A 24,996-nucleotide genomic window follows, 5' to 3' on the forward strand; every position below is an offset into this window, starting at 1 on the left:
CCCTCTCGTTTTGGGAGGCAGAATCCACATGGCGGGACGGTGACGGAGGGTCGCGATACCGCATCGACGGGCGGCGCGCCGGCACAACCCGCCGCCGGTGATCGACTTCACAAGTCACCTGGCCGCCATCCGGCGGAAACGGGGCTGCGGCAGAATCTGGAATTGATCCAGTTACCGGCCTTCGTGCCGCTGTCAAGGAGGACCTGTGCTCACTGTCGGTGACCGCTTCCCCGAGTACGAACTCACCGCCTGCGTGTCGCTGGACGCCGACAAGGCGTTCGAGTCGATCGACCACAAGTCCCACCAGGGGAAGTGGCGCGTCGTCTTCTTCTGGCCGAAGGACTTCACCTTCGTCTGTCCGACCGAGATCGCGGAGTTCGGCCGGCTGAACGAGGAGTTCGCGGACCGGGACGCCCAGGTCCTCGGCGTGTCGGTGGACAACGAGTTCGTCCACTACGCGTGGCGCAAGGACCACCCGGACCTGCGCGAGCTGCCGTTCCCGATGCTCAGCGACGTCAAGCGTGAGCTGACCGCCGCCTGCGGCGTGCTCGGCGAGGACGGCGTGGCCCAGCGGGCCACCTTCATCGTCGACCCGGACAACGAGATCCAGTTCGTCATGGTGACCGCCGGCTCCGTCGGCCGCAACGTCTCCGAGGTGCTGCGGGTGCTCGACGCCCTCCAGACCGACGAGCTGTGCCCGTGCAACTGGAACAAGGGCGGCGAGACCCTGGACGCCACCAAGCTCCTCGCCGGCGCCGGGGCCTGACCATGGGTCTGGACGCGATCAAGGCGGCTCTGCCGGAGTACGCCAAGGACATCAAGCTCAACCTCGGCTCCACCATCGCCAACAGCACGCTGACCCCGACCCAGGCCTGGGGCACCGCCCTGGCCTGCGCGGTGGCCGGGCGCAACCCGGAGGTGCTGCGGGAGATCGCCGCCGAGGCGGCCGACCACCTGAAGCCGGAGGCCGTCGAGGCGGCCAAGGGCGCCGCCACGATCATGGCGATGAACAACGTCTACTACCGGGCCAAGCACCTGATCGGCGACGAGCAGTACCAGTCGATCCCGGCCCGGCTGCGGATGCAGATCATCGCCAAGCCGGGCGTGGACAAGGCCGACTTCGAGCTGTGGTGCCTGGCGGTCTCGGCGATCACCGGCTGCGGGGTGTGCCTGGAGTCGCACGAGAAGACCCTGCGCAACGCGGGCTTCAGCCGCGAGCAGGTGCACGAGGGGCTGCGCATCGCCGCCGTCGTGCACGCCGCCGCGGTCACCCTGGACGCCCAGGCCGCGCTCGCCTGACGCGTACGCCCGGTGGGCCGGTGCCGCGCTCGCGGCGCCGGCCCACCGTCGTCTCCCACCCACCGTCGTCTCCCGCCCACCGCCGTCTCCGGCACCCGCCCCGCCCGGCCCTCGTTTCCGGTGCCGACCGCCCGGGTAGCTCCCGGAGGAGGCAGAGGACACCGGACCGGCGAGACGACTGGCGACAGTCGGGGCAGGAGTTGTCAGATGGACAGGCTCGACCCGCACAGCACCCACGGCAGCCCGGACCCGCTGCGCGGCGGCGGCCAGGGCGAGTTCGCCGGTGGCGCCCCCGCCGGCACGTTCGACCCGTGGCGTTACCGGGACACCGCGAGGGTGGCCGACGCCGACCTGGTCGGCTACAAGGTCGAGGCCACCGACGGCGGCATCGGCAAGATCGACAGTGCCAGCCACGAGGTCAACGACAGCTACCTGGTGGTGGACACCGGCCCGTGGATCTTCGGCCGGAAGGTCATGATCCCGGCCGGCACCGTCAACCACGTCGACCACGACGAGCGCAAGGTGCACGTCGACCGGAGCAAGGACCAGATCAAGGCCGCCCCGGAGTACGACGAGACCGCCGACACCGACCCGACCTACCGGGACCGGCTCGGCGGCTACTACGACGAGACGTACTCGGCCATCCCGCCCGGCACCGCCCGCTAGCCCGGCAGCACCGGCGCGCCACGGCCTCCCGCGGATCGCGGGGGGCCGTTACCGTGTCGGGGTGGACGCTGTCGAGGCCGGTCGCCGGATTCCCTTCACGACGATGTTCAACTTCCGTGACGTGGGCGGCCATGCCGGCCACGACGGCCGCCGGGTACGCGCCGGGCGGCTCTACCGCTCCGACTCGCTGCACCGTCTCGACGACACCGACCGGGAGGCGTTCGCCGCCCTCGGCGTCCGCACGGTCATCGACCTGCGCCGCCCGTACGAGGTGGAGCGCGACGGCCGCGTCCCCCACTTCGACGGCCTGACCTGGCACAACATCCACCCCGAGCACGCCGAGTGGGGCGAGCGGCCCTACCGCCCCGGCACCGACCTGGCCCGCTACCTGGCCGACCGGTACGCCGACCTGGCCGGCACCGGCACCGCCGGGCTCGCCGAGGCGATCGGGCTGATCGCCGAGGACGCCAGCGCCCCCGTGGTGGTGCACTGCGTCGCCGGCAAGGACCGCACGGGCATCGTCTGCGGCCTCACCCTCGCCGTGCTCGGCGTGGCCGACGACGAGATCGCCGCCGACTACGCCCTGAGCACCGAGGCGGGCGAGCGCTACCGCGCCTGGTTCGAGGCCACCGGGCGGCAGAGCGGGCACACCCTGCCGGTGCTGACCTGCCCCGCCGAGGCCATGACGCTCTTCCTCGCCGAGCTGCGCGAGGCCCACGGCTCGGTCGAGGGCTACCTGCGCCACGCCGGCGTCACCGACGCCCAGCTCACCGCCCTCCGCGAGCACCTGCTCGACTGAGCCCGTCCCGGCGGCGGCGTGCCGTCCCCGCGCCCGACGAGGCGGGGGCGGGGACGGTGTCGCCAGGGCCGTCAGAGGATGCGGCGCACCCAGCCGTGCGGGTCGTCGACCTTGCCGCGCTGGAGGTCGACGAGCTGCTGACGCAGGGCCATCGTGACCCGGCCGGGCTCGCCGCCGCCGACGAGGAACTCGCCGTCGGGGAAGCGCACCTCGCCGATCGGGGTGACGACCGCAGCGGTGCCGCAGGCGAACACCTCGCGCAGCCGGCCGCTCGCGGCGTCGGCCTGCCAGTCGGCGAAGCTCACCGGCCGCTCCTCGATGCGGTGCCCGGCGTTGGCCGCCAGGGTGAGCACCGACTCCCGGGTGATGCCGGGCAGGATCGTGCCCGTCAGCGGCGGGGTGACCACCGTGCCGTCGTCGTAGACGAAGAACACGTTCATGCCGCCCAGCTCGTCGACGTAGCGGCGCTCCACCGCGTCCAGGAAGACCACCTGGTCGCAGCCGTGCTCGATCGCCTCGGCCTGCGCCACCAGCGAGGCGGCGTAGTTGCCGCCGCACTTCGCCGCGCCGGTGCCGCCCGGGGCGGCCCGGGTGTAGTCCGGGGAGACCCAGACCGTCACCGGCTTCACCCCGCCCGAGAAGTACGCGCCGACCGGCGAGGCGATCACCACGTAGAGGTATTCGTTGGCCGGCCGGACGCCGAGGAACACCTCGCTGGCGAACATGAACGGCCGCAGGTAGAGGCTGCCGTCCTCGCCCTCGGGGATCCACTCCCGATCGATCTCGACGAGCTGGCGCAGCGAGTCGACGAACGACTCCTCGGGCAGCGGCGGCATCGCCATGCGTCGGGCGGACGCGGCGAAGCGCGCGGCGTTGGCCTCCGGACGGAACATGGTGACCCCGCCGTCGGCCGTCCGGTATGCCTTCAGCCCTTCGAAGATCTCCTGCGCGTAGTGCAGCACCGCGGCGGCCGGGTCCATCGGGATCGGCGCCCGCGCCTCGACCCGGGCGTCGTACCAGCCCTTGCCGTCGGCGTAGCGGATGGTGACCATGTGGTCGGTGAAGACCCGGCCGAAGCCCGGGTTGGCCAGCAGGGCGGCCCGGTCGGCGACGGATACCGGCGCGGGATTCGGACGGATCTCGAAGTCGAGCTTGTCACCACCGCTCATCGCGCTGACCTCCCTGCGGGACAACGGCACGCGGGTCCGCATGCCGAGAAACCTGGTGCGAGAAACTTACCCCGAACGGTCGTTCAGGGGGTAGCGCCGCCCGGGCGTACCGGCAGCGCCGGACGGGTGGACGCCGCCGGGCCACGGTGCGGCCGGGCGGCGTCGCGGGGAACCTCCGGGTGGGTGGCCGGCGGCCTCAGGCGGTGGCGTACCCGGCCAGCCGGTCGCCGACCTCCTCGGTGCGCAGTGCCGCGCCCGGGGTCCGACCGGCCAGTTCCACGCCCACGGCGGCGGTGACCCGGGCGGCGGCGTCGGCGTGCCCGAGCTGGTCGAGCAGCAGCGCCGCCGAGAGTACGGCCGCCACCGGGTCGGCCACCCCGCGACCGGCGATGTCCGGCGCCGAGCCGTGTACCGGCTCGAACATCGACGGGTACGCCCCCTCGGGGTTGATGCTGCCGCTGGCGGCGAGTCCGATCCCGCCGGTGACGGCGGCGGCGATGTCGGTGAGGATGTCGCCGAACAGGTTGTCGGTGACCACCACGTCGTAGCGCTGGGGCTGGGTGACCAGGAACATCGCGGCGGCGTCGACGTGCTGGTACTCCGTGGCCACGTCGGGGTGCTCGGCGGCGACGGCCTCGAACGCCCGCGCCCACAGCGAACCGGCGTGGGTCAGCACGTTGGTCTTGTGCACGAGGGTGACCTTGCGCCGCTCCCGGCGCGTGGCGCGGGCGAAGGCGTCGCGGATCACCCGCTCCACGCCGTGCCGCGTGTTCAGGCTCTCCTCGGTGGCGACCTCCGCCGGGGTGCCCCGGTGCAGCGCGCCGCCGGCGCCCGCGTAGAGGCCCTCGGTGCCCTCGCGGACCACCACCAGGTCGACCTCGCCGGGCTTGACGCTCGCCAGCGGGCCGGGCACGCCGGGCCACAGCCGCGACGGGCGCAGGTTGACGTACTGGTCGAAGGCGAAGCGCAGCTTGAGCAGCAGCCCCCGCTCCAGCACGCCCGGCGGGACGGTCGGGTCGCCGACGGCGCCGAGCAGGATCGCGTCGTGCCCGGCCAGCTCGGTCAGCACCGAGTCGGGCAGCACCTCGCCGGTGCGGTGCCAGCGGGCGGCGCCCAGGTCGTACTCGGTGGCGTCCACTCCCGGCAGCACGGCGTCGATGACCTTGCGGGCCTGCGCGACCACCTCGGGTCCGATCCCGTCCCCGGCCACCACCGCGATCCGTGCCACGTCCCTGTGCTCCCTCGCCTCGCCGTTTCGTCGACCGTACGCCGCCGTCCCGTCCCCCGGTACGAACCTTCCAGAATGCGGGAAAGTCGGATGCACAGGATCCTCCCAGGTGGCATTCATGGGGAGGTCATCTCCGCTGCCTAGCGTGATGGCGAGCGGGTCGACGGGGGCCCGTGACGGAGGCCACGACGACGCGGCCGGCGTCAGCGAGGGAGCAGCGTCATGCGGATCGACCAGCAGCCACGGACCCGCTGGGTGGACCAGTCCGCCTTCCAGCCGCGCCGGCCCGACCTGCGGCTGGGCGCCCGCAGCCACCGCGCCGACCGGCCCGGCACCGTCGGCGAGGACCGGATCGCCGTCCAGCACACCGTGCGCACCTCGACCGCCGAATACACGCTTCTGCTCAACGCCCCCGAGTGGCTGGGGCGGCGCGGCATCGGAGAGGCGCTGCGCGACGCGGTCGCGGAGCTGCGCGCCATCGACCTCACCTACGGCCCGACCCGGCCGGAGAGCCTGGTCTCCCGACTGCGCCGGGACGAGATCAGCGCCGACTCGTACCCGCCGCTGGCCGACCTGGTGGACCGCTGCGCGGCGATGCGGGCCGCCACCGACGGCTGGTTCGACGCCTGGGCGGTGCCCGGCGGCTTCGACCCCGGAGGGCTGCTCGGCGGGTGGGCGGTGGAGCGGGCCGCCGCCCGGCTGCGCGCCGCCGGGGTGCACGACTACGCCGTGCTCACCGGCGCCGACCTGGTCGTACGCGGGCACGCCGCGCACGGCGGCCCGTGGCGGGTGGCGGTGCACCACCCGACGGACCGGCAACGGGCGCCGCTCGTGCTGGAGATGACGGCGGGCGCGGTCGGCACCTCGGGGGTGAGCGGCCGGCAGGGGCACGTGGTCGACCCGCACACCGGGGAGCCTGCCGACCAGCTCGTCGCCGCGACGGTCGTCGGGCCGGACCTCGCCGTCGCGGACGCCTACGCCACCGCGCTCTACGCCGCCGGGCCGGCCGGGCTGGCCTGGTTCCGCAACGGGTCGGACTACCGCGCGCTCTTCGCCCACCGCCGCTGAGCCCTGCTGCTCAGCGAGTGCGCCGACTGCCCGTACCGGGCGATCGGCCGGCCCCAGCCGGCCGCTGCCGCGCCATCAGCGATGTGTTGCGCGGGAGTGGGTGCGGCGTTTGGTGGGTGCGCTGCCGGCGGGCCGCCGGGAGGAATGCGCGATCGGCCCCCACGGTCTCGGCAACGACCGTGAGGGCCGGTCAGCGACGAGTGCGCGTGGCTCGCGCAATCGAGGGGTGCGGGCCGGTCGGCCGGACGTCGACCTCGCCACCCGAAGACGGGCCCACGTCGCGAGCTCGGCCAGTGACCGCACCGGTACGCTAGCGAATCGACGCAACTCAACGCAAGGGTCTCCACTGCGGACCGTCGCGACAGGAGCGTGCCGAACCGGCGGCGGGGCGATTTCGACGCGGTGAACGGGGAATGGCACGCTGTCCGCCGTGAGTTTCGATCTGAGCGTGTGGGCCCTGGCGGACGGGGCGACACCCGAGGACGTGCGGGCGGCGGTGCTGCGGTGCCGGCAGGGGCAGCACGTCGACCGGCACCCGGACCCGCGGGTGGTGGCCTTCTACCGGGCCATCACCGGCAGCTACCCCGACCGCCCGGCCGGCCCCGGCAGCCCGTGGGCCGTGACGCCGCTGCACGCGGCCGCCGACCACGTCGAGCTGAACCTGCACCCGACCTGCGAGGACCAGGTGCTGCTCGACATCGAACGGCTGGCCGGCGCGTACGACCTGATGCTCTTCGACGCCCAGGACGGCTCGGTCTACCCGCCGCCGGCCCGGCTGCCCGGCTGACCACTGCCCGAGTACGACGAAGGGCCCGGCGAGATCCGCCGGGCCCCCGCTGTCGCGCGCTCAGGTCACTCGTCGCGCAGATCCGCCGCGCTGGCCGCGACCGCGCCGATCGAGTCCGCCGCCGAGGTGAGCAGGTCCGCGCCGAGCGCCTGGTCGACGGTGAGGGTCATCAGGGTCTCGCCGCCGGCCTCGCGACGGGCCACCTGCATCGCCGCGATGTTGACGCCGGCCTCGCCGAGCAGCGTGCCGACCGTGCCGACCACGCCGGGGCGGTCGGCGTAGCGCAGGAAGACCAGGATCCCCTCCGCGCCGATCTCCACGTCGAAGCCGTCGACCTCGGTGAGCTTGAGCACGTCACGGGCGCCGGCGGTGGCCACCGTGCCGGAGACGCTGACCGTACGACCGTCGGGCAGCGCGCCGCGGACGGTGACCAGGTTGGGGTGCTCGACGGTGTCGGTCTGGGCGACCAGGGTGACCTCGACGCCGCGCTCGGCGGCCAGGTGCGGGGCGTTGACGTAGGTGACCTGCTCCTCGACCACCGAGCTGAACAGCCCCTTGGTGGCGGCGAGCTTCAGCACCGACACGTCGTGGTTGGCGATCTCGCCGCGCACCTCGACGGTGACGCTGGCGGCGACCCCGCCCGCGACGGCGGTGAAGGCGCGACCGAGCTTCTCGGCCAGCGGCAGCAGCGGGCGCACGTCCTCGGCGACGACGCCGCCGGCCTGCACGTTCACCGCGTCCGGCACGAACTCGCCCTGCAACGCCAGCTTCACGCTCTTGGCCACGGCCAGGCCGGCCTTGTCCTGTGCCTCGCCGGTGGAGGCGCCCAGGTGCGGGGTGGCGACCACGTTGTCGAAGGCGAACAGCGGCGAGGAGGTGCAGGGCTCCTTGGCGTAGACGTCCACGCCCGCGCCGGCGACCCGGCCCTCGGCGATCGCGTCGGCCAGGGCCTGCTCGTCGACCAGCCCGCCCCGGGCGGCGTTGATGATCCGGACGCCCGGCTTGACGACAGCCAACTCCTTCTCACCGATCAGGCCGACGGTCTCCGGGGTCTTCGGGAGGTGGATCGAGATGAAGTCGCTCTCCCGCAGCAGCTCCTCCAGGCCCACCAGGCGGACGCCGAGCTGGGCCGCGCGGGCCGGCTGGATGTAGGGGTCGTACGCGATCAGCCGGGTGCCGAAGGCGGCGATGCGCTGGGCGAAGAGCACGCCGATGCGGCCGAGGCCGACCACGCCGACGGTCTTGCCCTGGATCTCGACGCCGGTGTACTTGGACCGCTTCCACTCCCCCGCCTTCAGCGCGGCGCTGGCGCTGGCGGTGTTGCGTGCCACGGCGAGCAGCAGCGCGAGGGCCTGCTCGGCGGCGGAGACGATGTTCGAGGTGGGGGCGTTGACGACCATGACGCCCCGCGCGGTGGCGGCCGGCACCTCGACGTTGTCCAGACCCACGCCCGCCCGGGCGACGACCTTCAGCCGGGGCGCGGCGGCGATCGCCTCGGCGTCGATCTGGGTGGCGCTGCGCACGATGACGGCGTCGGCCTCGGAGAGCGCCGAGAGCAGGGCCGGACGGTCGGTGCCGTCGACGTGGCGGACGTCGAAGTCGTGGGCGAGCACCTCGATGGCGGCGGGGGCGAGTTCTTCGGCGATCAGTACGACAGGAGTCATTGGTCCTCGTAGTTGTCGTCAGAGCGGTGGGCCGGGCTGCGGGACGCCGCGCTGCGCCCTGCGCTGATCCGGGCCATGGCCGTCAGGTGCCGGCTACGCACCTACCCGCGATCGTAGGTGGCCGGCCGGCCGGCAGGTCCCGGACCGTGGGGTGAGTGCCCTCACAACGGGTGACGACGCGCCGGTGAACGGCGCGCGACGGGGCGCCCGGGTCACCTGGGGGCGGCGAGCCGGCGCGGCGGGCGGTGGTGCGGCGGACAGGGAGCGGCCCGGTCCGGGCGCCGGGGAGAGCGCCCGGGCCGGGCCGCGGGGGTGACGCGTCAGGCGGTCTCGGTGATCGGGCGGTCGACCCAGCTCATCATGCCGCGCAGCTTGCGGCCGGTCTCCTCGATCGGGTGCGCCGCGCCCTCGGCCTGCCACTTGCTGAAGTTGGGCCGGCCGGCCTCGTCCTCGGCCACCCACTCCCGGGCGAACTCGCCGGACTGGACCTCGCTGAGGATCTTGCGCATCTCCTCCTTGACCCGGGCGTCGATGACGCGCGGCCCACGGGAGAGGTCGCCGTACTCGGCCGTGTCGGAGATGCTGTAGCGCATCTTGGCGATGCCGCCCTCGTACATGAGGTCGACGATCAGCTTCAGCTCGTGCAGGCACTCGAAGTAGGCCACCTCGGGGGCGTAGCCCGCCTCGGTGAGCACCTCGAAGCCGGTCTGCACGAGCGCCGCCGCGCCGCCGCAGAGCACCGCCTGCTCGCCGAAGAGGTCGGTCTCGGTCTCCTCGGTGAAGGTGGTCCGGATGGCGCCGGCCCGCGTGCCGCCGATGCCCTTGGCGTACGACAGGGCCAGCGCGAGGGCACCGCCGCTGGCGTCCTGCTCGACGGCGACCAGGCAGGGCACGCCCTTGCCGTCGGCGTACTGGCGGCGGACCAGGTGACCCGGGCCCTTCGGCGCGACCATCGCGACGTCGACGTCCGCCGGCGGCTTGATCAGGCCGTAGCGGATGTTGAAGCCGTGGCCGAAGAAGAGCGCCTTGCCCGCGGCCAGGTTCGGCGCGATCGACTCGGCGTAGATGCGGCGCTGGGCGGTGTCCGGGGCGAGGATCATGATGACGTCGGCCTCGGCGGACGCCTCGGCCGGCGTGAGCACCCGCAGGCCCTGCTCCTCGGCCTTGGCCCGGCTCTTGGAGCCCTCGGGCAGGCCGACCACCACGTCGACTCCGGAGTCGCGCAGCGACAGCGCGTGGGCGTGGCCCTGGCTGCCGTACCCGATCACCGCGACCTTGCGACCCTGGATGAGGCCCAGGTCGGCATCGTCGTCGTAGTACACCTCAACGCTCATGGTTTCCCTTTCGTACGGCGGCCCGGGCGGCCCGTCGTGGATCTGTGCGGTGTCGGTCCCGGGCGGCGCGCGCCGGCCGGGTCGGGCGGTCCCGGCCGGCGCGCGGGGGCGCCGGCCGGGTCGGGGTCAGGCGGCCCGGAGCGAGGGCCCGGCGGTGATGGAACGCGAGCCGCGCCCGATCGCCACCAGTCCGGACTGGACCATCTCCTTGATCCCGAAGGGTTCGAGGTCGCGCAGGAGCGCGTCGAGCTTGTCCGGCGTGCCGGTCGCCTCGATGGTCAGCGTGTCCGGGGCCACGTCGACCACCCGGGCCCGGAACAGGCCGACGGTCTCCAGCACCTGGGCGCGGGCCGCGCGGTCGGCGCGCACCTTGACCAGGAGCAGTTCGCGGGCGACCGAGACCTGCGGGTCCAGTTCGACGATCTTGAGCACGTTGACCAGCTTGTTGAGCTGCTTGGTGACCTGCTCCAGCGGGGACGACTCGGCGTTGACCACGATGGTGATCCGCGAGACGTCCGGGTTCTCGGTCTCACCGACGGCGAGGCTGTCGATGTTGAAGCCCCGCCGGGAGAACAGGCCGGAGACCCGGGCCAGGACGCCCGGCTTGTTCTCCACCAGGACGCTCAGGGTGTGCATGGTCATCAGATGTCATCCTCGTCGAAGGCCGGGCGGACGCCCCGGGCGAACATGATCTCGTCGTTGCTGGTGCCGGCGGCGACCATCGGCCACACCATGGCGTCCTTGCCGACGACGAAGTCGATGACCACCGGCGCGTCGTCGATCGCCATCGCGGCGGCGATGGTCCTGTCGACGTCCTCGGCGTTCTCACAGCGCAGCCCCACGCAGCCGAGGGCTTCGGCCAGCTTGACGAAGTCGGGGATGCGGTGCTTGTGGGTGCCGAGGTCGGTGTTGGAGTAGCGCTCCCCGTAGAACAGGGTCTGCCACTGCCGCACCATGCCGAGGTTGCCGTTGTTGATCACGGCGATCTTGACCGGGATGCCCTCCAGGGCGCAGGTGGCCAGTTCCTGGTTGGTCATCTGGAAGCAGCCGTCGCCGTCGACCGCCCACACCACCGTGTCGGGCTTGCCGACCTTGGCGCCCATCGCCGCCGGCACCGCGTAGCCCATGGTGCCGAGGCCGCCGGAGTTCAGCCAGGTGTACGGCTTCTCGTAGGAGATGAACTGCGAGGCCCACATCTGGTGCTGGCCGACCCCCGCCACGTAGATCGCGTCCGGGCCGACCAGCTCGCCGAGCCGCTTGATGACGTGCTGCGGGGAGAGGGTGCCGTCGGCCGGCTCCTCGTAGCCCAGCGGGTACCGGTTGCGCAGGTCGTCGAGCTGGGTCCACCAGTCGGCGAGGTCGGCCCGCCGGCCGGCCGCCTGCTCGGTGCCCACCGCCGCGATCAGCTCGTCGATGACGTGCCGGGCGTCGCCGACGATCGGCACGTCGGCGTGCCGGTTCTTGCCGATCTCGGCCGGGTCGATGTCGGCGTGCACCACCGCCGCGTCCGGGGCGAACGAGTCCAGCTTGCCGGTGACCCGGTCGTCGAAGCGGGCGCCCAGGGCCACGATCAGGTCGGCCTTCTGCAGGCCGTAGACCGCGGCAACCGTGCCGTGCATGCCGGGCATGCCCAGGTGCTGCGGGTGCGAGTCCGGGAACGCGCCGAGCGCCATCAGCGTGGTGACGACCGGGATGCCGGTCTGCTCGGCCAGCCGCCGCAGCCCCTCCGTGGCGCCGGCCTTCAGCACCCCGCCGCCGACGTAGAGCACGGGGCGGCGGGCGCTGGACATCAGCCGGGCCGCCTCGCGGATCTGCTTGCCGTGCGGGTGCAGGGTGGGCCGGTAGCCGGGCAGGTCCAGCGTCGGCGGCCAGGTGAAGGTGGTGGGCGCCTGGAGGACGTCCTTGGGGATGTCGACCAGGACCGGCCCGGGACGGCCGGTGGCCGCCAGGTGGAACGCCTCGGCCAGCACCCGGGGGATCTCCTCGGCCTCCTGCACCAGGAAGTTGTGCTTGGTGATCGGCAGGGTGATGCCCTGGATGTCGGCCTCCTGGAAGGCGTCCGTGCCGATCGAGGGCCGCGCGACCTGGCCGGTGATGGCCACGATCGGCACCGAGTCCATGTACGCGTCGGCGATCGGGGTGACCAGGTTGGTCGCCCCGGGGCCGGAGGTGGCCATGCAGACCCCCACCCGGCCGGTCGCCTGGGCGTAGCCCGTCGCCGCGTGCCCGGCGCCCTGCTCGTGGCGGACCAGGATGTGCCGCACGGTGGAGTCGTAGAGCGGGTCGTACGCCGGCAGGATGGCGCCACCCGGGATGCCGAAGACGACGTCGACGCCGAGCGCCTCCAGCGACCGCACGAGGGAGCCGGCGCCGCTGACCTGGGCCGGGGCGGGTGTGCGTACCCCCGGGACGGCCGGGGTGGCCGCGGCGCGGACGGCGCCGGCGTGCTCGGCGTCGCTCGCGGGCTCGGCGGACGTGCGGGCCCGCCGGGCGGAGTGGGCGAGTGTCTCTGGCGTGGGTCTCGTCATGGCGGTTCAGGCCTTCGGCTGGAGTGGGTGCGGCTGTTCGAGCGGGTGACGCGGGCGGCGCCCGGCGTCGATGGGTCCGACGGCAACAAAAAAGCCCTCGTGCAGGATGCACGGGGCCAGCGCACTCTCGACGTGGAGAGTGCGCTCAGGTAAGTACTCGCAGCGACCGGTACGACGACATGCGGTCAAGCCTGACGCATCTCACGCGATGAGTCAACTGATCCCACATGTTGGTTCACGGGTCGCCGGCTTTCACCCGTCCGGGGCGCCTAGGGACCCCACTCCACCTGCGCGGACCCCTGCTCGGAGGGGCGCTGGGCGGGCAGCCTCGGCAGCCGCCGGGGCGGCGCCGCGGGCGGGCCGGCCGGGGCGGGCGCGGCGGGGGCCGGGCGGGCGCCCGGGGACGTGGCCGCCTCCAGCATCGCCTCCAGGTGCTCGGCCGGTACGCCCCAGCCGAAGAGCGCTCCCTGACCGAACCGGCAGCCGGCGGCGACCACGGCGGCCAGCTCGGTCGGCGTGGTCACCCCCTCGGCGATGACCTCCAGACCGAGCTGGTGGCCGAGGCGCATGACGATGTCGACCATCGGCGCGAACGCCGGGCCGTCCCTGCCCACCGGCCGTACCGGCTCGTGCTCCGCGACCAGCCCGTGGTCGATCTTGAGAATGTCGATCGGCAGCCGGCGCAGCTGCCCGAGCGAGGAGTAGCCGGCGCCGAAGTCGTCCAGCGCGATCCGGACCCCGGTGGCCCGCAGCGCCGTCAGCCGCCGGATCAGCTCGTCCAGGTCCGTCGCGACGGCGTGCTCGGTGACCTCCAGCACCAGCCGCTGCGGCGGCACGTGGTGGGCGCGCAGCGCCTCGGCCACCTGGACCACGTACTCCGGGGCGTGCAGCTCCCGGGGCGACACGTTGACCGAGACCCAGACGTCGTGCCCGTCGGCCAGCCAACGGGAGAGCTGGTGGCACGCCTGGTGCAGCACCCAGGCGCCCAGCTTGGCGATCATCCCGCACTCCTCCGCCAAGGGGATGAACTCGTCCGGGCCGACGTTGCCGAGCACGGGGTGGCGCCAGCGCAGCAGCGCCTCCGCGCCGACCGGGCGTACCGAGGGCAGCGAGGCCACCGGCTGGAACACCAGGCGCAGCTCGTCGCGCTCGATGGCGCCGCGCAGCTCGTGCTCCACCGTGGTGCGCCGGCGCAGCAACTGGTCGTACGCGGCGTCGTAGCGCTCGATCCGGTTCTTGCCGCGCTGCTTGGCGTAGCGCAGCGCCAGGTCGGCGTGGCGCAGCAGCAGCTCCACGTCGGGCTCCCCGGCCCAGCCGGCCACCCCGATGCTCACCGACAGGAAGACGGGCCCCTCCGGCTGCTCGTAGGCGCGCCCGAGCACCCCGAGCAGGCGCTCGGCGACCCGGTCCGCTTCGGCGGGCTGGCCGTGCATCAGCACCGCGAACTCGTCGCCGCCGAGCCGGGCCGCCACGTCGCCGGGGCGCAGGTTGGCGCGCAGCCGCTCGCCCACCTCGGCCAGCACCGCGTCGCCCACGTCGTGGCCCCGCATGTCGTTGACGTGCTTGAAGCCGTCGAGGTCGAGCCCGAGCAGCACGCAGGGGGCGCCGGCACCGGCGCAGCGGTGCAGCGCCCGCAACAGCCCCCGCCGGTTGGCCAGCCCGGTCAGCTGGTCGGTGTGCGCCAGCTCGCGGAAGTGCGCCTCGCGCTCGGCCAGCCGCCGGGCGTAGCCGCGCACGTCGTGCAGCGTCAGGTACTGCCGGGTGACCAGGGCGAAGCCCTCCACGCTGCCGGCGACGATGCCGAGGGCGTCGAACCGGCCGTCCTGGAGCAGGTGGTACATCGCCGAGGCGGCCATGGCGAACATCGGGACGAACGCGTACGCGCCGTCGCGGCGGATCAGGTCGTGGGGCGGCTGGACCGCCGCGTCCAGCCGACGGGCGGCCCACGCGACGGCGACGAGGCCGGCGGCGAGCACCCCCGCCCCGGCCAGCGCCACGGTCGGCCCGGCCTGGCAGAGCCCGGTGGCGACGCCGAGCCCGCCGCAGGTCACGGCGGTGGCCCCGGCGCCCAGCCAGGCGGCGCGACCGCGCGGCGGCGGGGCGCGGAAGGCCACGATCAGGGCGAGCCCGGCGGTCAGGGCCGCGCTGACCGTGGCGAGCAGGATCGGCACGCAGGCCGCCGGGGTGGCGTCGCCGAGCAGCCGGGTGGGCTCGGAGAAGAGCACCCAGCCGACGAACCAGAGCGCCGTGGCCATCACCAGGCCGTCGAGCGCCAGCCGGGCGGTGGCCGCCGCCGGGGCGGCCACGCCGGGCAGCCGGAGCAGCCCGGCGGAGAGCAGCAGCCCGCCCACCGCCGTGCCGATCGACACGACGCCGGCCCAGCCGGTGCTGCGGCCCGGGGCGTGCCCGTCGTGCCCGGCGGTGGTGAGCGCCACGCTCACCCCGAGCAGCAGGGTCACCAGCGCCACCCCGGACGCGCCGGCGAGCAGCGCGTACGCCTGCCGGGGCGGCCCCGAGCGGCGGCGGGCCTCGACGGCCGACAGCGCGGCGGCCGCCGTGGCCACCAGCCCGCACAGCACCGCGACCGCGACCATGCCCGGGGGGAACTGCACGTGCCAACTGTGCCGGATACGCGCCCGGCGCGGGAGCCCGGGTGTGCAACCTTTGGGACACGGCGCGCACGCCCGCCGGCCGCCGGGGCGGCGGTGTCACACTGGTGGACATGCCTGAGCTGCGGTCGAAGACCTCCACGCACGGTCGGACGATGGCCGGCGCCCGGGCCCTGTGGCGGGCCACCGGGATGACCGACGACGACTTCGGCAAGCCGATCGTCGCCATCGCGAACAGCTTCACCCAGTTCGTACCCGGTCACGTGCATCTCAAGGACATGGGCGGCCTGGTCGCCGAGGCGGTGGCCGAGGCCGGCGGGGTGGGCCGCGAGTTCAACACGATCGCCGTGGACGACGGCATCGCCATGGGCCACGGCGGCATGCTCTACTCCCTGCCCAGCCGCGAGCTGATCGCCGACGCGGTGGAGTACATGGTCAACGCGCACTGCGCGGACGCCCTGGTCTGCATCTCGAACTGCGACAAGATCACCCCGGGCATGCTGCTGGCCGCGCTGCGGCTGAACATCCCCACCGTCTTCGTCTCGGGCGGGCCGATGGAGGCCGGCAAGACCGTGGCGATCGAGGGCGTCGTGCACTCCAAGATCGACCTGATCGACGCGATGATCGCCTCCTCGAACGAGTCCGTCACCGACGACCAGCTCGGCAAGATCGAGCGGTCGGCCTGCCCGACCTGCGGCTCCTGCTCCGGCATGTTCACCGCCAACTCGATGAACTGCCTCACCGAGGCGATCGGTTTGGCGCTGCCCGGCAACGGCTCGACGCTGGCGACCCACGCCGCGCGCCGGTCGCTCTTCGTCGAGGCCGGCCGCACCGCCGTGGAGATCGCCAAGCGGTGGTACGACGGCGACGACGCCTCCGTGCTGCCCCGCGCGATCGCCAGCCGGGCCGCGTTCGAGAACGCGGTGGCCCTGGACGTGGCGATGGGCGGCTCGACCAACACGATCCTGCACCTGCTCGCCGCCGCCCGCGAGGCCGAGCTGGACTTCGGCGTCGCCGACATCGACGCCGTCTCCCGCCGGGTGCCCTGCCTGGCCAAGGTCGCCCCGAACTCCCCGCAGTACCACATGGAGGACGTGCACCGCGCCGGCGGCATCCCGGCCATCCTCGGCGAACTGGACCGGGCCGGCCTGCTGCACCGCGACGTGCACGCGGTGCACTCCCCCGACCTGGAGCGCTGGCTCGCCGACTGGGACGTCCGGGGCGGGTCGGCGACGGCGCAGGCGGTCGAGCTGTTCCACGCCGCCCCGGGCGGGGTGCGTACCGTCGAGCCGTTCTCCACCACCAACCGCTGGTCGTCGCTGGACACCGACGCGGCCACCGGCTGCGTACGGGACCTCGCGCACGCCTACAGCGCGGACGGCGGGCTGGCCATCCTGCACGGCAACCTGGCGCCGGAGGGCTGCGTCGTGAAGACCGCCGGGGTGCCCGAGGAGTGCCTGACCTTCCGGGGCCCGGCGAAGGTCTACGAGTCACAGGACGACGCGGTCGAGGCGATCCTCAACAAGCGGATCGTCGCCGGTGACGTGGTGGTGATCCGCTACGAGGGGCCGAAGGGCGGCCCCGGCATGCAGGAGATGCTCTACCCCACCTCGTTCCTCAAGGGCCGGGGGCTGGGCCGCTCGTGCGCGCTGCTCACCGACGGGCGCTTCTCCGGCGGCACCTCCGGGCTCTCCATCGGGCACGTCTCACCGGAGGCGGCCTCCGGCGGGCTGATCGCCCTCGTCGAGCCCGGCGACGAGATCGTCATCGACATCCCGGCCCGGTCGATCGAGCTGAACGTCGCCGCCGACGTGCTGGAGGCCCGGCGGATCGCGCAGGAGAAGCGCGACAGGCCGTACACGCCGGTCGACCGGCAGCGGCCGGTGTCCGCGGCGCTGCGCGCGTACGCCTCGATGGCGACCTCGGCCAGCGACGGCGCCTACCGCCGCGTCCCGGAGTAGACATGAGGCGTACCCCTACCAACGCCTCCGACGTGACTGAGAGCCCTGTAGGTTTACCTACCGCTACATTCCCATCAACGTCCTCGCTTCAGTCGCCAGCAGCCGCGCCCGCGCTCTAACAAATTCCTCATAATCATCTGCAAACAGTTCGCTTTCAGGGATCAACGCCTGCGTAAGCGAAACTGCGGATGGCGCCAAATTGATCCGGTAGATGCTCGGCGAATCACCCCCGAGAACCTTGTTGTCGATCGAGCTTATAAAACAAATATTGGCGAGCAGGCTATGCTTCTCGACATCAATCCCCACAGAGCGAAGATAAGCTTGCGGATAAATGTGATGAAACTCGTTCCGGTTGTAACTCTTAAGCACTGCCGCCAGATCGATAGCCTGCCCCGAGACAAGACTTCGAGGCCTCTTCTGAGCCAGCATCAGTACGAACGTACGACTCAAGACGGTGCTCAATTTGAAATTGTGACGAAGGAAGATACCTTCGTCGACAGTTACCGATATATCCGTCAGTCGACACTTGCGACCCGCCCGCAGATTCCTCATCTCGCTGATATCAGCAGCGAGACTCGGCGTGACCGACCTGCCATAGCGGGCAGAAAAGCAAGCCCGCCAGAACCAGCGCAGGATCGTGCGTCGCTGTTCATCAGAATAACCAACCGACTTTCCGTCAGCAGCAGCAAAAAAGACGGACAGGGGCACCAGCGTAGACGCATAGGGAAGATTCGCGAGCTGCTGCACACCAAGCTCTCTACGGACGAAATCGATGGCCCCTCGAATGCCGTTTATGACATGAGGAAATAGCTCACGAACTTTCGCGCCTTTCATCGAGATCATCGCTTTAGGGGAAGCATCCCCCTCCACTATGGCAGCACAGCATCGCAACAGGAGAGTGATCTCCTCCCCGACGTCCCCGAATCCGAACGGCTCCAACTCCTCGCTCAGCTCTGAGAACTTCCTCTGAAGGTCGAAGTCGTCCGACCAAGTCCATGCACTCAAAAGCTGAAGCGTATCCAACTCGACGCCAAGGCGATTGACCCGCTCGAAAACGATTGCGACGCCAGCCCTATCGTCGGTGGCGAAACTCTGTATCGGGATCGACACCTCTTTGAATTTGCTGTGCAACTCGTCGATGACAGATATCACATCCGGCGGCAACCTTCGTGACGCTTCGCCGTAGGCCGGGGCATCAAACAGTACCGCCAGTGGAAAGTACCTGTCTGGGTCTACATCACCAGGGGAAAGTGGTAGGAATTGGCTGTCCTGAGCATCAGCAGGGCTTCGAAAGTCGAAGTAGATGTTGGTCCATTCGGTCGCCTCGACCGGCTTCAACTCCGTCTGAAAAACACCAAAGATGCTGGTTAGTCGTTGCTGGCCGTCGAGCACATAATCGACGGGATAGTCTGCAGGTCTCGGAGGAAGAATGAAGGGGCCGAGATCCCGCTCCGTCTGCAGTTCAGCCTTGGTGCGCCAAAACAGTAGTGCGCCGAACGGGTACCCCTTATAGATGCTATCCATCAATTGAGCGACGCGGTCCGAGTCCCACACGAAACCTCTTTGGAACGCAGGGATCCGCACTCGCCCTTCGGTTACAGCACTGATTAACTGCCTAATGGAAGTCATACCCTCCGCCTCAGCAAGTAGTCTGGCTCGCCAGTCCACAGCCTGAGCCGAACGACCGGTCCGGCTCTCGGTGCCGCCACCACCGGCTGACGAGGTCTTACTGTTTCTAGTCCCGTCAGCGGTACCCGGCAACCGCAGGCAGCATTGGGTCCTGTGGGTCGGTCGTCTCATTAGCCCCCTGACCTGCCCTTACAGCCCGAACAGCTTGGGCGTCGAATAGCGATGCCGTCAACTTTCTGACACTCCATGGCGCATTCACGCTGCAACAGGCACCCGGCCTGAACGCCTAGCTCTGGCCGAAAGGGTCGATTCTTCGGCTTTCCTCGGGAGGAGTCGCGCTGAGACAACGGGGAAGTTGGGCGCGACTCATCCCGATCGGTTATCCACCGGGCGCACTGGATTAATGCAAATTCTCGGGCCGGCTGGAGGCGTTCTACGCCGAGCGGGCGTGGGGTTCGGCTTGGGAACAACCTTATTCTCCGCGATGCTGGTTTGGCCGATTCCTAGGAGGCACTCGCCCACACGCTGGCACCGCCGTCCTGTACGCCGGGGAGGATCCAATAGACGAAGCAACTGCCCCGCTAGGGTTGAACGCGTCGGTCCATCGCTGATAGACGGTTGCGGAGGGCTCTCATCGCTCGGGCCGAACTCAGGAACCCTCCGCCGTACCTGACCGCGTCGCCAGGCGCCGCCGTGGCGGGGTGGACCGACGCCGGAATCATCGCCCACGTCCGCGCCACGACGGGACCCTGACGGACTGCCGCTCACCCGGCCCTGGTGGCCTCCTGAGCGGCGTCACCGGTCAGGCCCTCCCCGCCGGGCAGCACGACGGTGCGGGCGTACCAGATGGCGGCCGGGGTGTCGGGGAAGACCAGGCCCTCGCGGCGCAACCGGTCGGTGACGCCGAGGGTGGCCAGCACCTGGTCGTGGCCGGGGTCGATGCCGGAGAGCAGCACGGTGATGCCGCGTTCGGAAAGCCGGAGGATGGCGTCGCCGAGCACCTGCGCGCCGGTGGCGTCGAGGGTGGTCACCCGGGACATCCGCAGGATCACCACGCGCACGTCGGCCACGTCGGAGAGTTGGAGCAGGAAGTTGTGCGCGGCGGCGAAGAAGAGCGGGCCGTCCAGCCGGTAGGCCACGATGTGGTCGGCGAGCAGGGCACGCTCCTCGGCGCTGTGCTCGCCGGGATCGAGGGCAACCTGTTCCACGCGGGCCGTGCGGGCCACCGCGCGCAGGGCGATCACGATCGCCACGCCCACCCCGACCGCCACGGCGGTCACCAGGTCCAGGGCCACCGTGACCGCGAAGGTGAGCACCAGCACGAGGGCGTCGCCCCGGGTGGCGCGGGCCAGCGCCCAGAGCGACCCGGCCTCGACCATCCGGACGGTGGTGGCCAGCAGGACACCGGCCAGGGCGGCGAGGGGGATCCGGCCGACCAGCGGGGCGGCGGCCAGCACGATCCCGGCGAGGGCGACGGCGTGGGTGAGCGCGGCCAGCTTCGAGCCGGCGCCGGCGCGCACGTTCACCGCCGTACGGGCGATGGCGGCGGTGGCCGGGATCCCGCCGAACGCCGGGGCGGCGAGGTTGGCCAGCCCCTGGCCGAACAGCTCGCGGTCGGGGTCGTGGCGCTGGCCGACCGTCATCCCGTCCGCCACGGTGGCGGAGAGCAGGCTCTCCAGGGCGGCCAGCGCGGCGACCGCGAGGGCGGAGGGCAGCAGGACCCCGACGGCGTCGGGGTCGAGGAAGGCCAGCGAGGGCGCGGGCAGGCCGGCGGGCAGGGCGCCGATGCGGGCCAGCTCGACCGGGGCGGTCTCGGCCAGGACCGTAGCGACGGCCACCCCGAGCAGGGAGAACGGCCAGCCGGGACGCCAGCGTGCGCCGAGCAGCATCACCGCCGCGACGCCGAGGGCCACCGCGATCGGGACCGGCCGCGGGTCCGCGACGAACCGGGCGACCGCGTCGGCGGCCACGGCCCAGACGCGGTCGCCGTGCGCGTCGGTCACCCCGAGCGCCGCCGGCACCTGTTGCAGGGCGATGACCACCGCGATGCCGGCGGTGAATCCCTCGATCACGGGGACGGGGAGGTAGTGGACGTACCGGCCGAGGCGGGCGAGGGCCAGCGCGATCAGCACCAGCCCGGCCAGTGCCCCGACCATCAGCACACCGGTGGGGCCGAACTGCTGGACCACCGGCACCAGCACCACGGTCATCGCCCCGGTCGGCCCGGAGACCTGGAGGTGGGAGCCGCCGAAGACGGCGGCGACGGCGCCGGCCACCACCGCCGTCACCAGCCCGGCCTGCGCCCCGAGCCCGGAGGTGACGCCGAAGGCCAGGGCCAGCGGCAGCGCCACCACCGCCACGGTCAGCCCGGCGAGCAGGTCACGCCGGGGCGAGCGGCGGACGGCCTGCCAGTCGGCGCGCGGCGGTAGCAGCCCGAGGAAGCGCTCACCCAGGCTGAGTGCCTGGCTCACCGCTGCGTCCCGGAGGACCGCAGCTCGTCCAGCAGCGCGTCCCGGTCGGTGAGGACCGCGCCCAGGATGCGCCGCCCGGCGGCGAGCAGGTCGGCCACGTCGGGGGTGCTGAGCGCGTACATCACCAGGGCACCCTCGCGACTGGAGGTGACCATGCCGGCCCGGCGCAGCACCGCGAGCTGCTGCGACAGGTTGGACGCCTCGACGTCGATGGCCGCCAGCAGGTCGCGGACCGGCTTCGGCCCGTCCTGGAGCAGTTCCAGGACCCGGATCCGGACCGGGTGGCCGAGGGTGCGGAACAGCTCCGCCTTCGCCTGGTAGAGCGGCACCGACACGTCAGCCTCCGTCACGCGACCCACATCCGGTTGCCGACTTTAGCACTTGCGAAAACCTTCAACTAGTGCGTCATCACCTCAGCCGGCGACGGTGTCGCTGACGTGGCGCAGGACGGGGCGGGTGGTCAGGGCCGCCGGGTCCAGTGGGACGCCGGTGCTCACCGTGAAGGTCGCCGTCTCCCCCGGTAGCAGGGTGACCAGCGCCTCGTCGACCTCGGCCGTCGGGTCGAGGCGGTCCGGGAAGAGCGTCACGTCGCGCAGGATCGTGCGGGCGGTGACCCGGACCCGCTGGCCGCCGTCGACCGGCTCGACCGTCGCGTCGTACCCGGCCGCCGGCCAGTGCGCGTCGCGGTCCTCGGCGAAGAACCACAGCGCCCGCCCGGCCGGGTCGCCCGCCTCGGCCACCAGCAGCTCGCGGCGGGCCTCCTCCGGCCGCGCCAGCTCCGCCGGCAGCGCCAGCTCGATCCTGGCGTACGCGGCGACGTCCAGCTCCAGCGTCGTCTTCGCCCGTGGCTCCCCGGCCAGGGTCAGCCGGGTCACCGACGCGCTCGCCCGCCACGGCACCGGCCCGTCGTTGACGGCGACCAGGGCCAGGCCGCCCGCGCGGGGCTGGACGGTCAACAGCCGGTCGGCGTACGCCCGACGCAGCGCGTACCACAGGGGCTTGCGGCGGCCGTCGCCGTCGACGGCCGACCACGAGGTCACCGGCCAGCAGTCGTTGAGCTGCCAGACGATCGTGCCGGCGCAGACGTCCCGGTGGGAGCGGAAGTGCTCGACGGCGAGCTGGATCGCCCGCGCCTGGTTGAGCTGGGTGAGCCAGTGCCAGTCGTCGAAGTCCGCCGGCGCCGGCAGGTGCGCGTCGAGCCCCCGCCGGAGCTTGGCGTCGCCGTCGACGGCCTTCTGATGGTGCGCCATCCCGGGCGAGTCGGGCGCGAGGGGCTCGTCCGACAGCGCCCGGCGCAGCGTCGCGTACGCGGGCGGGGCCTGGTAGCCGAACTCGGCGACGAAGCGCGGCACGTACTCGCGGTACTTCGTGTAGTCGTCGGTGTTCCAGACGTCCCAGATGTGCGTGGTGCCGTGCGCCGGGTCGTTGGGGTGGATCTCCTCGCTGCCCGACCACGGGCTGCCCGGCCAGTACGGCCGCGTCGGGTCCAGCTCGCCGACGATCCGGGGCAGCAGGTCGAGGTAGTAGCCGCGCCCCCAGCTGCGCCCGGCGAGGGGTTCCTGCCAGTCCCAGTCGTGCCAGCCCCAGAGGGTCTCGTTGTTGCCGGTCCAGAGCACCAGCGACGGGTGCGGCGCGAGCCGCACCACCTGCTCGGCGGCCTCGGCGGCCACCTCGGCGCCCAACGGCTCCTCCTCCGGGTAGGCGGCGCAGGAGAAGAGGAAGTCCTGCTGCACGAGCAGGCCCGCCTCGTCGGCGAGGTCGTAGAAGTCGTCCGACTCGTACCGGCCGCCGCCCCAGACGCGCAGCAGGTTGACGTTCGCGTCGGCGGCCTGCCGGAACCGGTGCGCCAGCCGGTCCCGGGTGATCCGGGTGGGGAACGCGTCGTCGGGGATCCAGTTGACCCCCCGGACGAAGACCGGGGTGTCGTTGACGTGCAGGGCGAACGGGGTGCCGTGCGCGTCGGGGGTGGTGTCGAGGCGTACGGAGCGGAAGCCGATCCGGCGCGTCCACGTGTCGAGCGGGCGCGCGTCGGCGTCGTGCAGCGTCACCTCCAGCGGGTGCAGCGGCTGCTCGCCGTACCCCCGGGGCCACCACAGCGCCGGGTCGCGGACGGTGAGGGTCAGCACGGCCGTGCGTCCGCCGGCCGGGATGCTCGCGTCGGCCGTGGCGCCGGCGACGGTGGCCCGCACGGTGAGCGGCGCGTCCCCGGCCCGCTCGACCTCGACGTGCAGCTCCACCCGGCCGTCGCCGGCCTCGACGGTCACCACCGGACGTACGACGGCCAGCCGCGCCGTCGACCAGGCGTGCAGCCCGATCTCCTGCCAGATGCCGGCGGTGACCAGGGTCGGCCCCCAGTCCCAGCCGAAGTTGCAGGCCATCTTGCGGATGAACGGGAACGGCTCCGGGTAGGCGTTCGGCCGGTCCCCGAGCCGGTCCCGCTGCGCCTCGGCGTAGCGGTAGGCGGAGTCGAAGCGTACGGCGAGGGTGTTGGACCCGGCGACCAGCCGCGACCGGACGTCGAAGCGGTGGCCGCGGTGCATGTTCTGGGCGCGGCCGACCTCGGCGCCGTTGAGGGTGAGCGTGGCGACGGTGTCGAGGCCGGCGCAGACCAGGTCGATCCGCTTGTCGTCGCCCGGCTGATGGTCGAAGGTGGTCTCGTAGACCCAGTCGGTCCGGCCGATCCAGGCCAGGCCCTTCTCGTTGTCGTCCCGGTACGGATCGGGGATCAGGCCGGCGGCGAGCAGGTCGGTGTGCACGCAGCCGGGTACGCTCGCCGGCACCGCGCGCCCGACAATCGCGGCCGGCACCTGCGGCCCCGGTACCGCCCGCAGGGTCCAGCCCTCGTGCAACGCTTGCCGGGTCACGACTTCACCGCACCTTCCATGATTCCGCGGACGATCTGACGGCCGCCGATGAAGAGCATCACCAGCAGCGGGAGGGTGGCGACCAGGGCGCCGGCCAGCACGCGCCGGTACAGCACGTAGTTGCCGCTGGCCAGGTCGGACAGCGCGACCATCGAGGTCGGGTAGTCGGTGCCGCCGAGGGTGATCAGCGGCCACTGGAACTCGTTCCAGGTGGCGACGAACGTCAGCAGGCCGAGCACCGCCATGGCGGGCCGGACCGCCGGCACCACCACGCTCCAGAAGATCCGCATGGTGCTCGCGCCGTCCATCCGCGCGGCCTCGACCAGTTCGTCGGGCACCGCGTCGAGGATGAACTGCCGCATGTAGAAGACCCCGAACGCGCTGACCAGTCCGGGCACGATCACCGCGAGGAGGGTGCCGTTCCAGCCACCCTCGCCGGGCATCCGGCCCATCAGGATGTAGAGCGCGACGACGCCGAGCTGGTTCGGCACCGTCATGGTCAGGATGACCATGACCATCAGCGCGTTGCGCCCCTTGAACCGCAGCTTCGCGAAGGCGAAGCCGGCCAGCGAGCAGAAGAAGAGCACCGACGCCGTCACCACCGACGACACGATCACGCTGTTGCCGAGGGACTGGAGGAAGAACACGTCCTGCATGGAGAAGACCTCCCGCAGGTTGGTGACCAGCTGCCCGCCGGGCAGCACCTGCGGCGGGATCTTCGCCAGCGCCTCGTCGGTGTTCGTGGCGATCACGAACATCCAGTAGAGCGGGAACGCCGAGAACGCGATCACGACGCTCAGGAACAGGTAGGTCCAGACGGTGCCGGGAAGGTGCTGCGGCGCCCGGCCCGTCAGCGCCGCCCGCCGGGAGTTCGAAACCTTCACCTGTGCCTCCCTCCGTTCGCGACTGCGGGGCTCGCA

Annotated in this window: 19 protein-coding genes; 7 read left to right on the forward strand and 12 right to left on the reverse strand. The window is 72.1% G+C overall.

What is annotated here, in order from left to right:
• Window positions 1-205 precede the first annotated feature (205 nt).
• From ACTMS2_RS11740 to ACTMS2_RS11755, 4 genes are all read left to right on the forward strand, one after another.
• Window positions 206-766 (forward strand): peroxiredoxin, encoded by a 561-nt coding sequence (locus tag ACTMS2_RS11740; protein WP_089001610.1) that lies wholly within the window; start codon window positions 206-208, stop codon window positions 764-766.
• 2 nt (window positions 767-768) lie between these two features.
• Window positions 769-1,299, forward strand: a complete 531-nt coding sequence (locus ACTMS2_RS11745) for a carboxymuconolactone decarboxylase family protein (protein WP_441175407.1) — start codon at window positions 769-771, stop codon at window positions 1,297-1,299.
• A 207-nt stretch (window positions 1,300-1,506) separates the two neighbouring features.
• Window positions 1,507-1,965: a PRC-barrel domain-containing protein gene (locus ACTMS2_RS11750; RefSeq protein WP_357086715.1), complete on the forward strand. Its 459-nt coding sequence runs from the start codon at window positions 1,507-1,509 to the stop codon at window positions 1,963-1,965.
• A 34-nt stretch (window positions 1,966-1,999) separates the two neighbouring features.
• Window positions 2,000-2,764, forward strand: coding sequence for a tyrosine-protein phosphatase (locus tag ACTMS2_RS11755; RefSeq protein WP_441175495.1), 765 nt, complete (start codon window positions 2,000-2,002; stop codon window positions 2,762-2,764).
• A gap of 71 nt (window positions 2,765-2,835) precedes the next feature.
• Here the strand turns inward: ACTMS2_RS11755 and ACTMS2_RS11760 are convergent, their stop codons facing one another.
• Window positions 2,836-3,933, reverse strand: coding sequence for a branched-chain amino acid aminotransferase (locus ACTMS2_RS11760; protein WP_441175496.1), 1,098 nt, complete (start codon window positions 3,931-3,933; stop codon window positions 2,836-2,838).
• A gap of 196 nt (window positions 3,934-4,129) precedes the next feature.
• Window positions 4,130-5,161, reverse strand: coding sequence for a 3-isopropylmalate dehydrogenase (locus tag ACTMS2_RS11765; protein ID WP_089001618.1), 1,032 nt, complete (start codon window positions 5,159-5,161; stop codon window positions 4,130-4,132).
• A gap of 222 nt (window positions 5,162-5,383) precedes the next feature.
• On the opposite strand from ACTMS2_RS11765, the gene ACTMS2_RS11770 reads away from it, so the two are divergent.
• Together ACTMS2_RS11770 and ACTMS2_RS11775 are read left to right on the forward strand one after the other, a co-directional pair.
• Complete coding sequence (locus tag ACTMS2_RS11770) at window positions 5,384-6,229, forward strand: FAD:protein FMN transferase (protein WP_441175408.1); 846 nt, start codon at window positions 5,384-5,386, stop codon at window positions 6,227-6,229.
• Between the two features lie 430 nt (window positions 6,230-6,659).
• Window positions 6,660-7,016, forward strand: a complete 357-nt coding sequence (locus ACTMS2_RS11775; protein WP_089001620.1) for a hypothetical protein — start codon at window positions 6,660-6,662, stop codon at window positions 7,014-7,016.
• Window positions 7,017-7,081: 65 nt separating this feature from the next.
• On the opposite strand, the gene serA is transcribed toward ACTMS2_RS11775, so the two are convergent.
• The 5 genes from serA to ACTMS2_RS11800 all read right to left on the reverse strand — a co-directional run bounded on the left by serA (window position 7,082) and on the right by ACTMS2_RS11800 (window position 15,154).
• Window positions 7,082-8,680: a phosphoglycerate dehydrogenase gene (gene serA / locus ACTMS2_RS11780; protein ID WP_089001621.1), complete on the reverse strand. Its 1,599-nt coding sequence runs from the start codon at window positions 8,678-8,680 to the stop codon at window positions 7,082-7,084.
• Window positions 8,681-9,000: 320 nt separating this feature from the next.
• Window positions 9,001-10,014 carry a ketol-acid reductoisomerase gene (gene ilvC / locus ACTMS2_RS11785; protein WP_089001622.1) on the reverse strand — a complete coding sequence of 338 codons (1,014 nt, stop codon included), beginning with the start codon at window positions 10,012-10,014 and terminating at the stop codon, window positions 9,001-9,003.
• Window positions 10,015-10,140: 126 nt separating this feature from the next.
• Window positions 10,141-10,656 carry an acetolactate synthase small subunit gene (gene ilvN, locus ACTMS2_RS11790; RefSeq protein ID WP_089001623.1) on the reverse strand — a complete coding sequence of 172 codons (516 nt, stop codon included), beginning with the start codon at window positions 10,654-10,656 and terminating at the stop codon, window positions 10,141-10,143.
• Complete coding sequence (locus ACTMS2_RS11795; protein ID WP_441175409.1) at window positions 10,656-12,542, reverse strand: acetolactate synthase large subunit; 1,887 nt, start codon at window positions 12,540-12,542, stop codon at window positions 10,656-10,658. Before ACTMS2_RS11795 ends, ilvN begins: the two co-directional genes overlap by 1 nt.
• Window positions 12,543-12,811: 269 nt before the next feature.
• Window positions 12,812-15,154, reverse strand: a complete 2,343-nt coding sequence (locus ACTMS2_RS11800) for a putative bifunctional diguanylate cyclase/phosphodiesterase (RefSeq protein ID WP_441175410.1) — start codon at window positions 15,152-15,154, stop codon at window positions 12,812-12,814.
• A 110-nt stretch (window positions 15,155-15,264) separates the two neighbouring features.
• Here ACTMS2_RS11800 and ilvD point away from each other — a divergent pair, with 110 nt between their 5' ends.
• Window positions 15,265-17,112 carry a dihydroxy-acid dehydratase gene (gene ilvD, locus ACTMS2_RS11805; RefSeq protein ID WP_441175411.1) on the forward strand — a complete coding sequence of 616 codons (1,848 nt, stop codon included), beginning with the start codon at window positions 15,265-15,267 and terminating at the stop codon, window positions 17,110-17,112.
• Window positions 17,113-17,175: 63 nt separating this feature from the next.
• On the opposite strand, the gene ACTMS2_RS11810 is transcribed toward ilvD, so the two are convergent.
• The 5 genes from ACTMS2_RS11810 to ACTMS2_RS11830 form a co-directional block, all read right to left on the reverse strand.
• On the reverse strand, window positions 17,176-18,912 hold the full coding sequence (locus ACTMS2_RS11810) for a GmrSD restriction endonuclease domain-containing protein (protein WP_441175412.1): 1,737 nt from the start codon (window positions 18,910-18,912) through the stop codon (window positions 17,176-17,178).
• A 593-nt stretch (window positions 18,913-19,505) separates the two neighbouring features.
• Window positions 19,506-21,212: a SulP family inorganic anion transporter gene (locus ACTMS2_RS11815; RefSeq protein ID WP_441175413.1), complete on the reverse strand. Its 1,707-nt coding sequence runs from the start codon at window positions 21,210-21,212 to the stop codon at window positions 19,506-19,508.
• Window positions 21,209-21,547, reverse strand: a complete 339-nt coding sequence (locus ACTMS2_RS11820) for an ArsR/SmtB family transcription factor (RefSeq protein WP_089003636.1) — start codon at window positions 21,545-21,547, stop codon at window positions 21,209-21,211. The genes ACTMS2_RS11815 and ACTMS2_RS11820 overlap by 4 nt, the downstream gene beginning before the upstream one ends.
• A 78-nt stretch (window positions 21,548-21,625) precedes the next feature.
• Window positions 21,626-24,076 carry a glycoside hydrolase family 2 protein gene (locus ACTMS2_RS11825; RefSeq protein ID WP_441175414.1) on the reverse strand — a complete coding sequence of 817 codons (2,451 nt, stop codon included), beginning with the start codon at window positions 24,074-24,076 and terminating at the stop codon, window positions 21,626-21,628.
• The gene (locus tag ACTMS2_RS11830) at window positions 24,073-24,960 is read right to left on the reverse strand and encodes a carbohydrate ABC transporter permease (protein ID WP_441175415.1); all 888 of its coding nucleotides are present in this window, start codon (window positions 24,958-24,960) and stop codon (window positions 24,073-24,075) included. The genes ACTMS2_RS11825 and ACTMS2_RS11830 overlap by 4 nt, the downstream gene beginning before the upstream one ends.
• Window positions 24,961-24,996 lie beyond the last annotated feature (36 nt).

Source organism: Micromonospora sp. SD12 (genome assembly GCF_052068495.1).
Classification (GTDB): domain Bacteria; phylum Actinomycetota; class Actinomycetes; order Mycobacteriales; family Micromonosporaceae; genus Micromonospora; species Micromonospora echinofusca.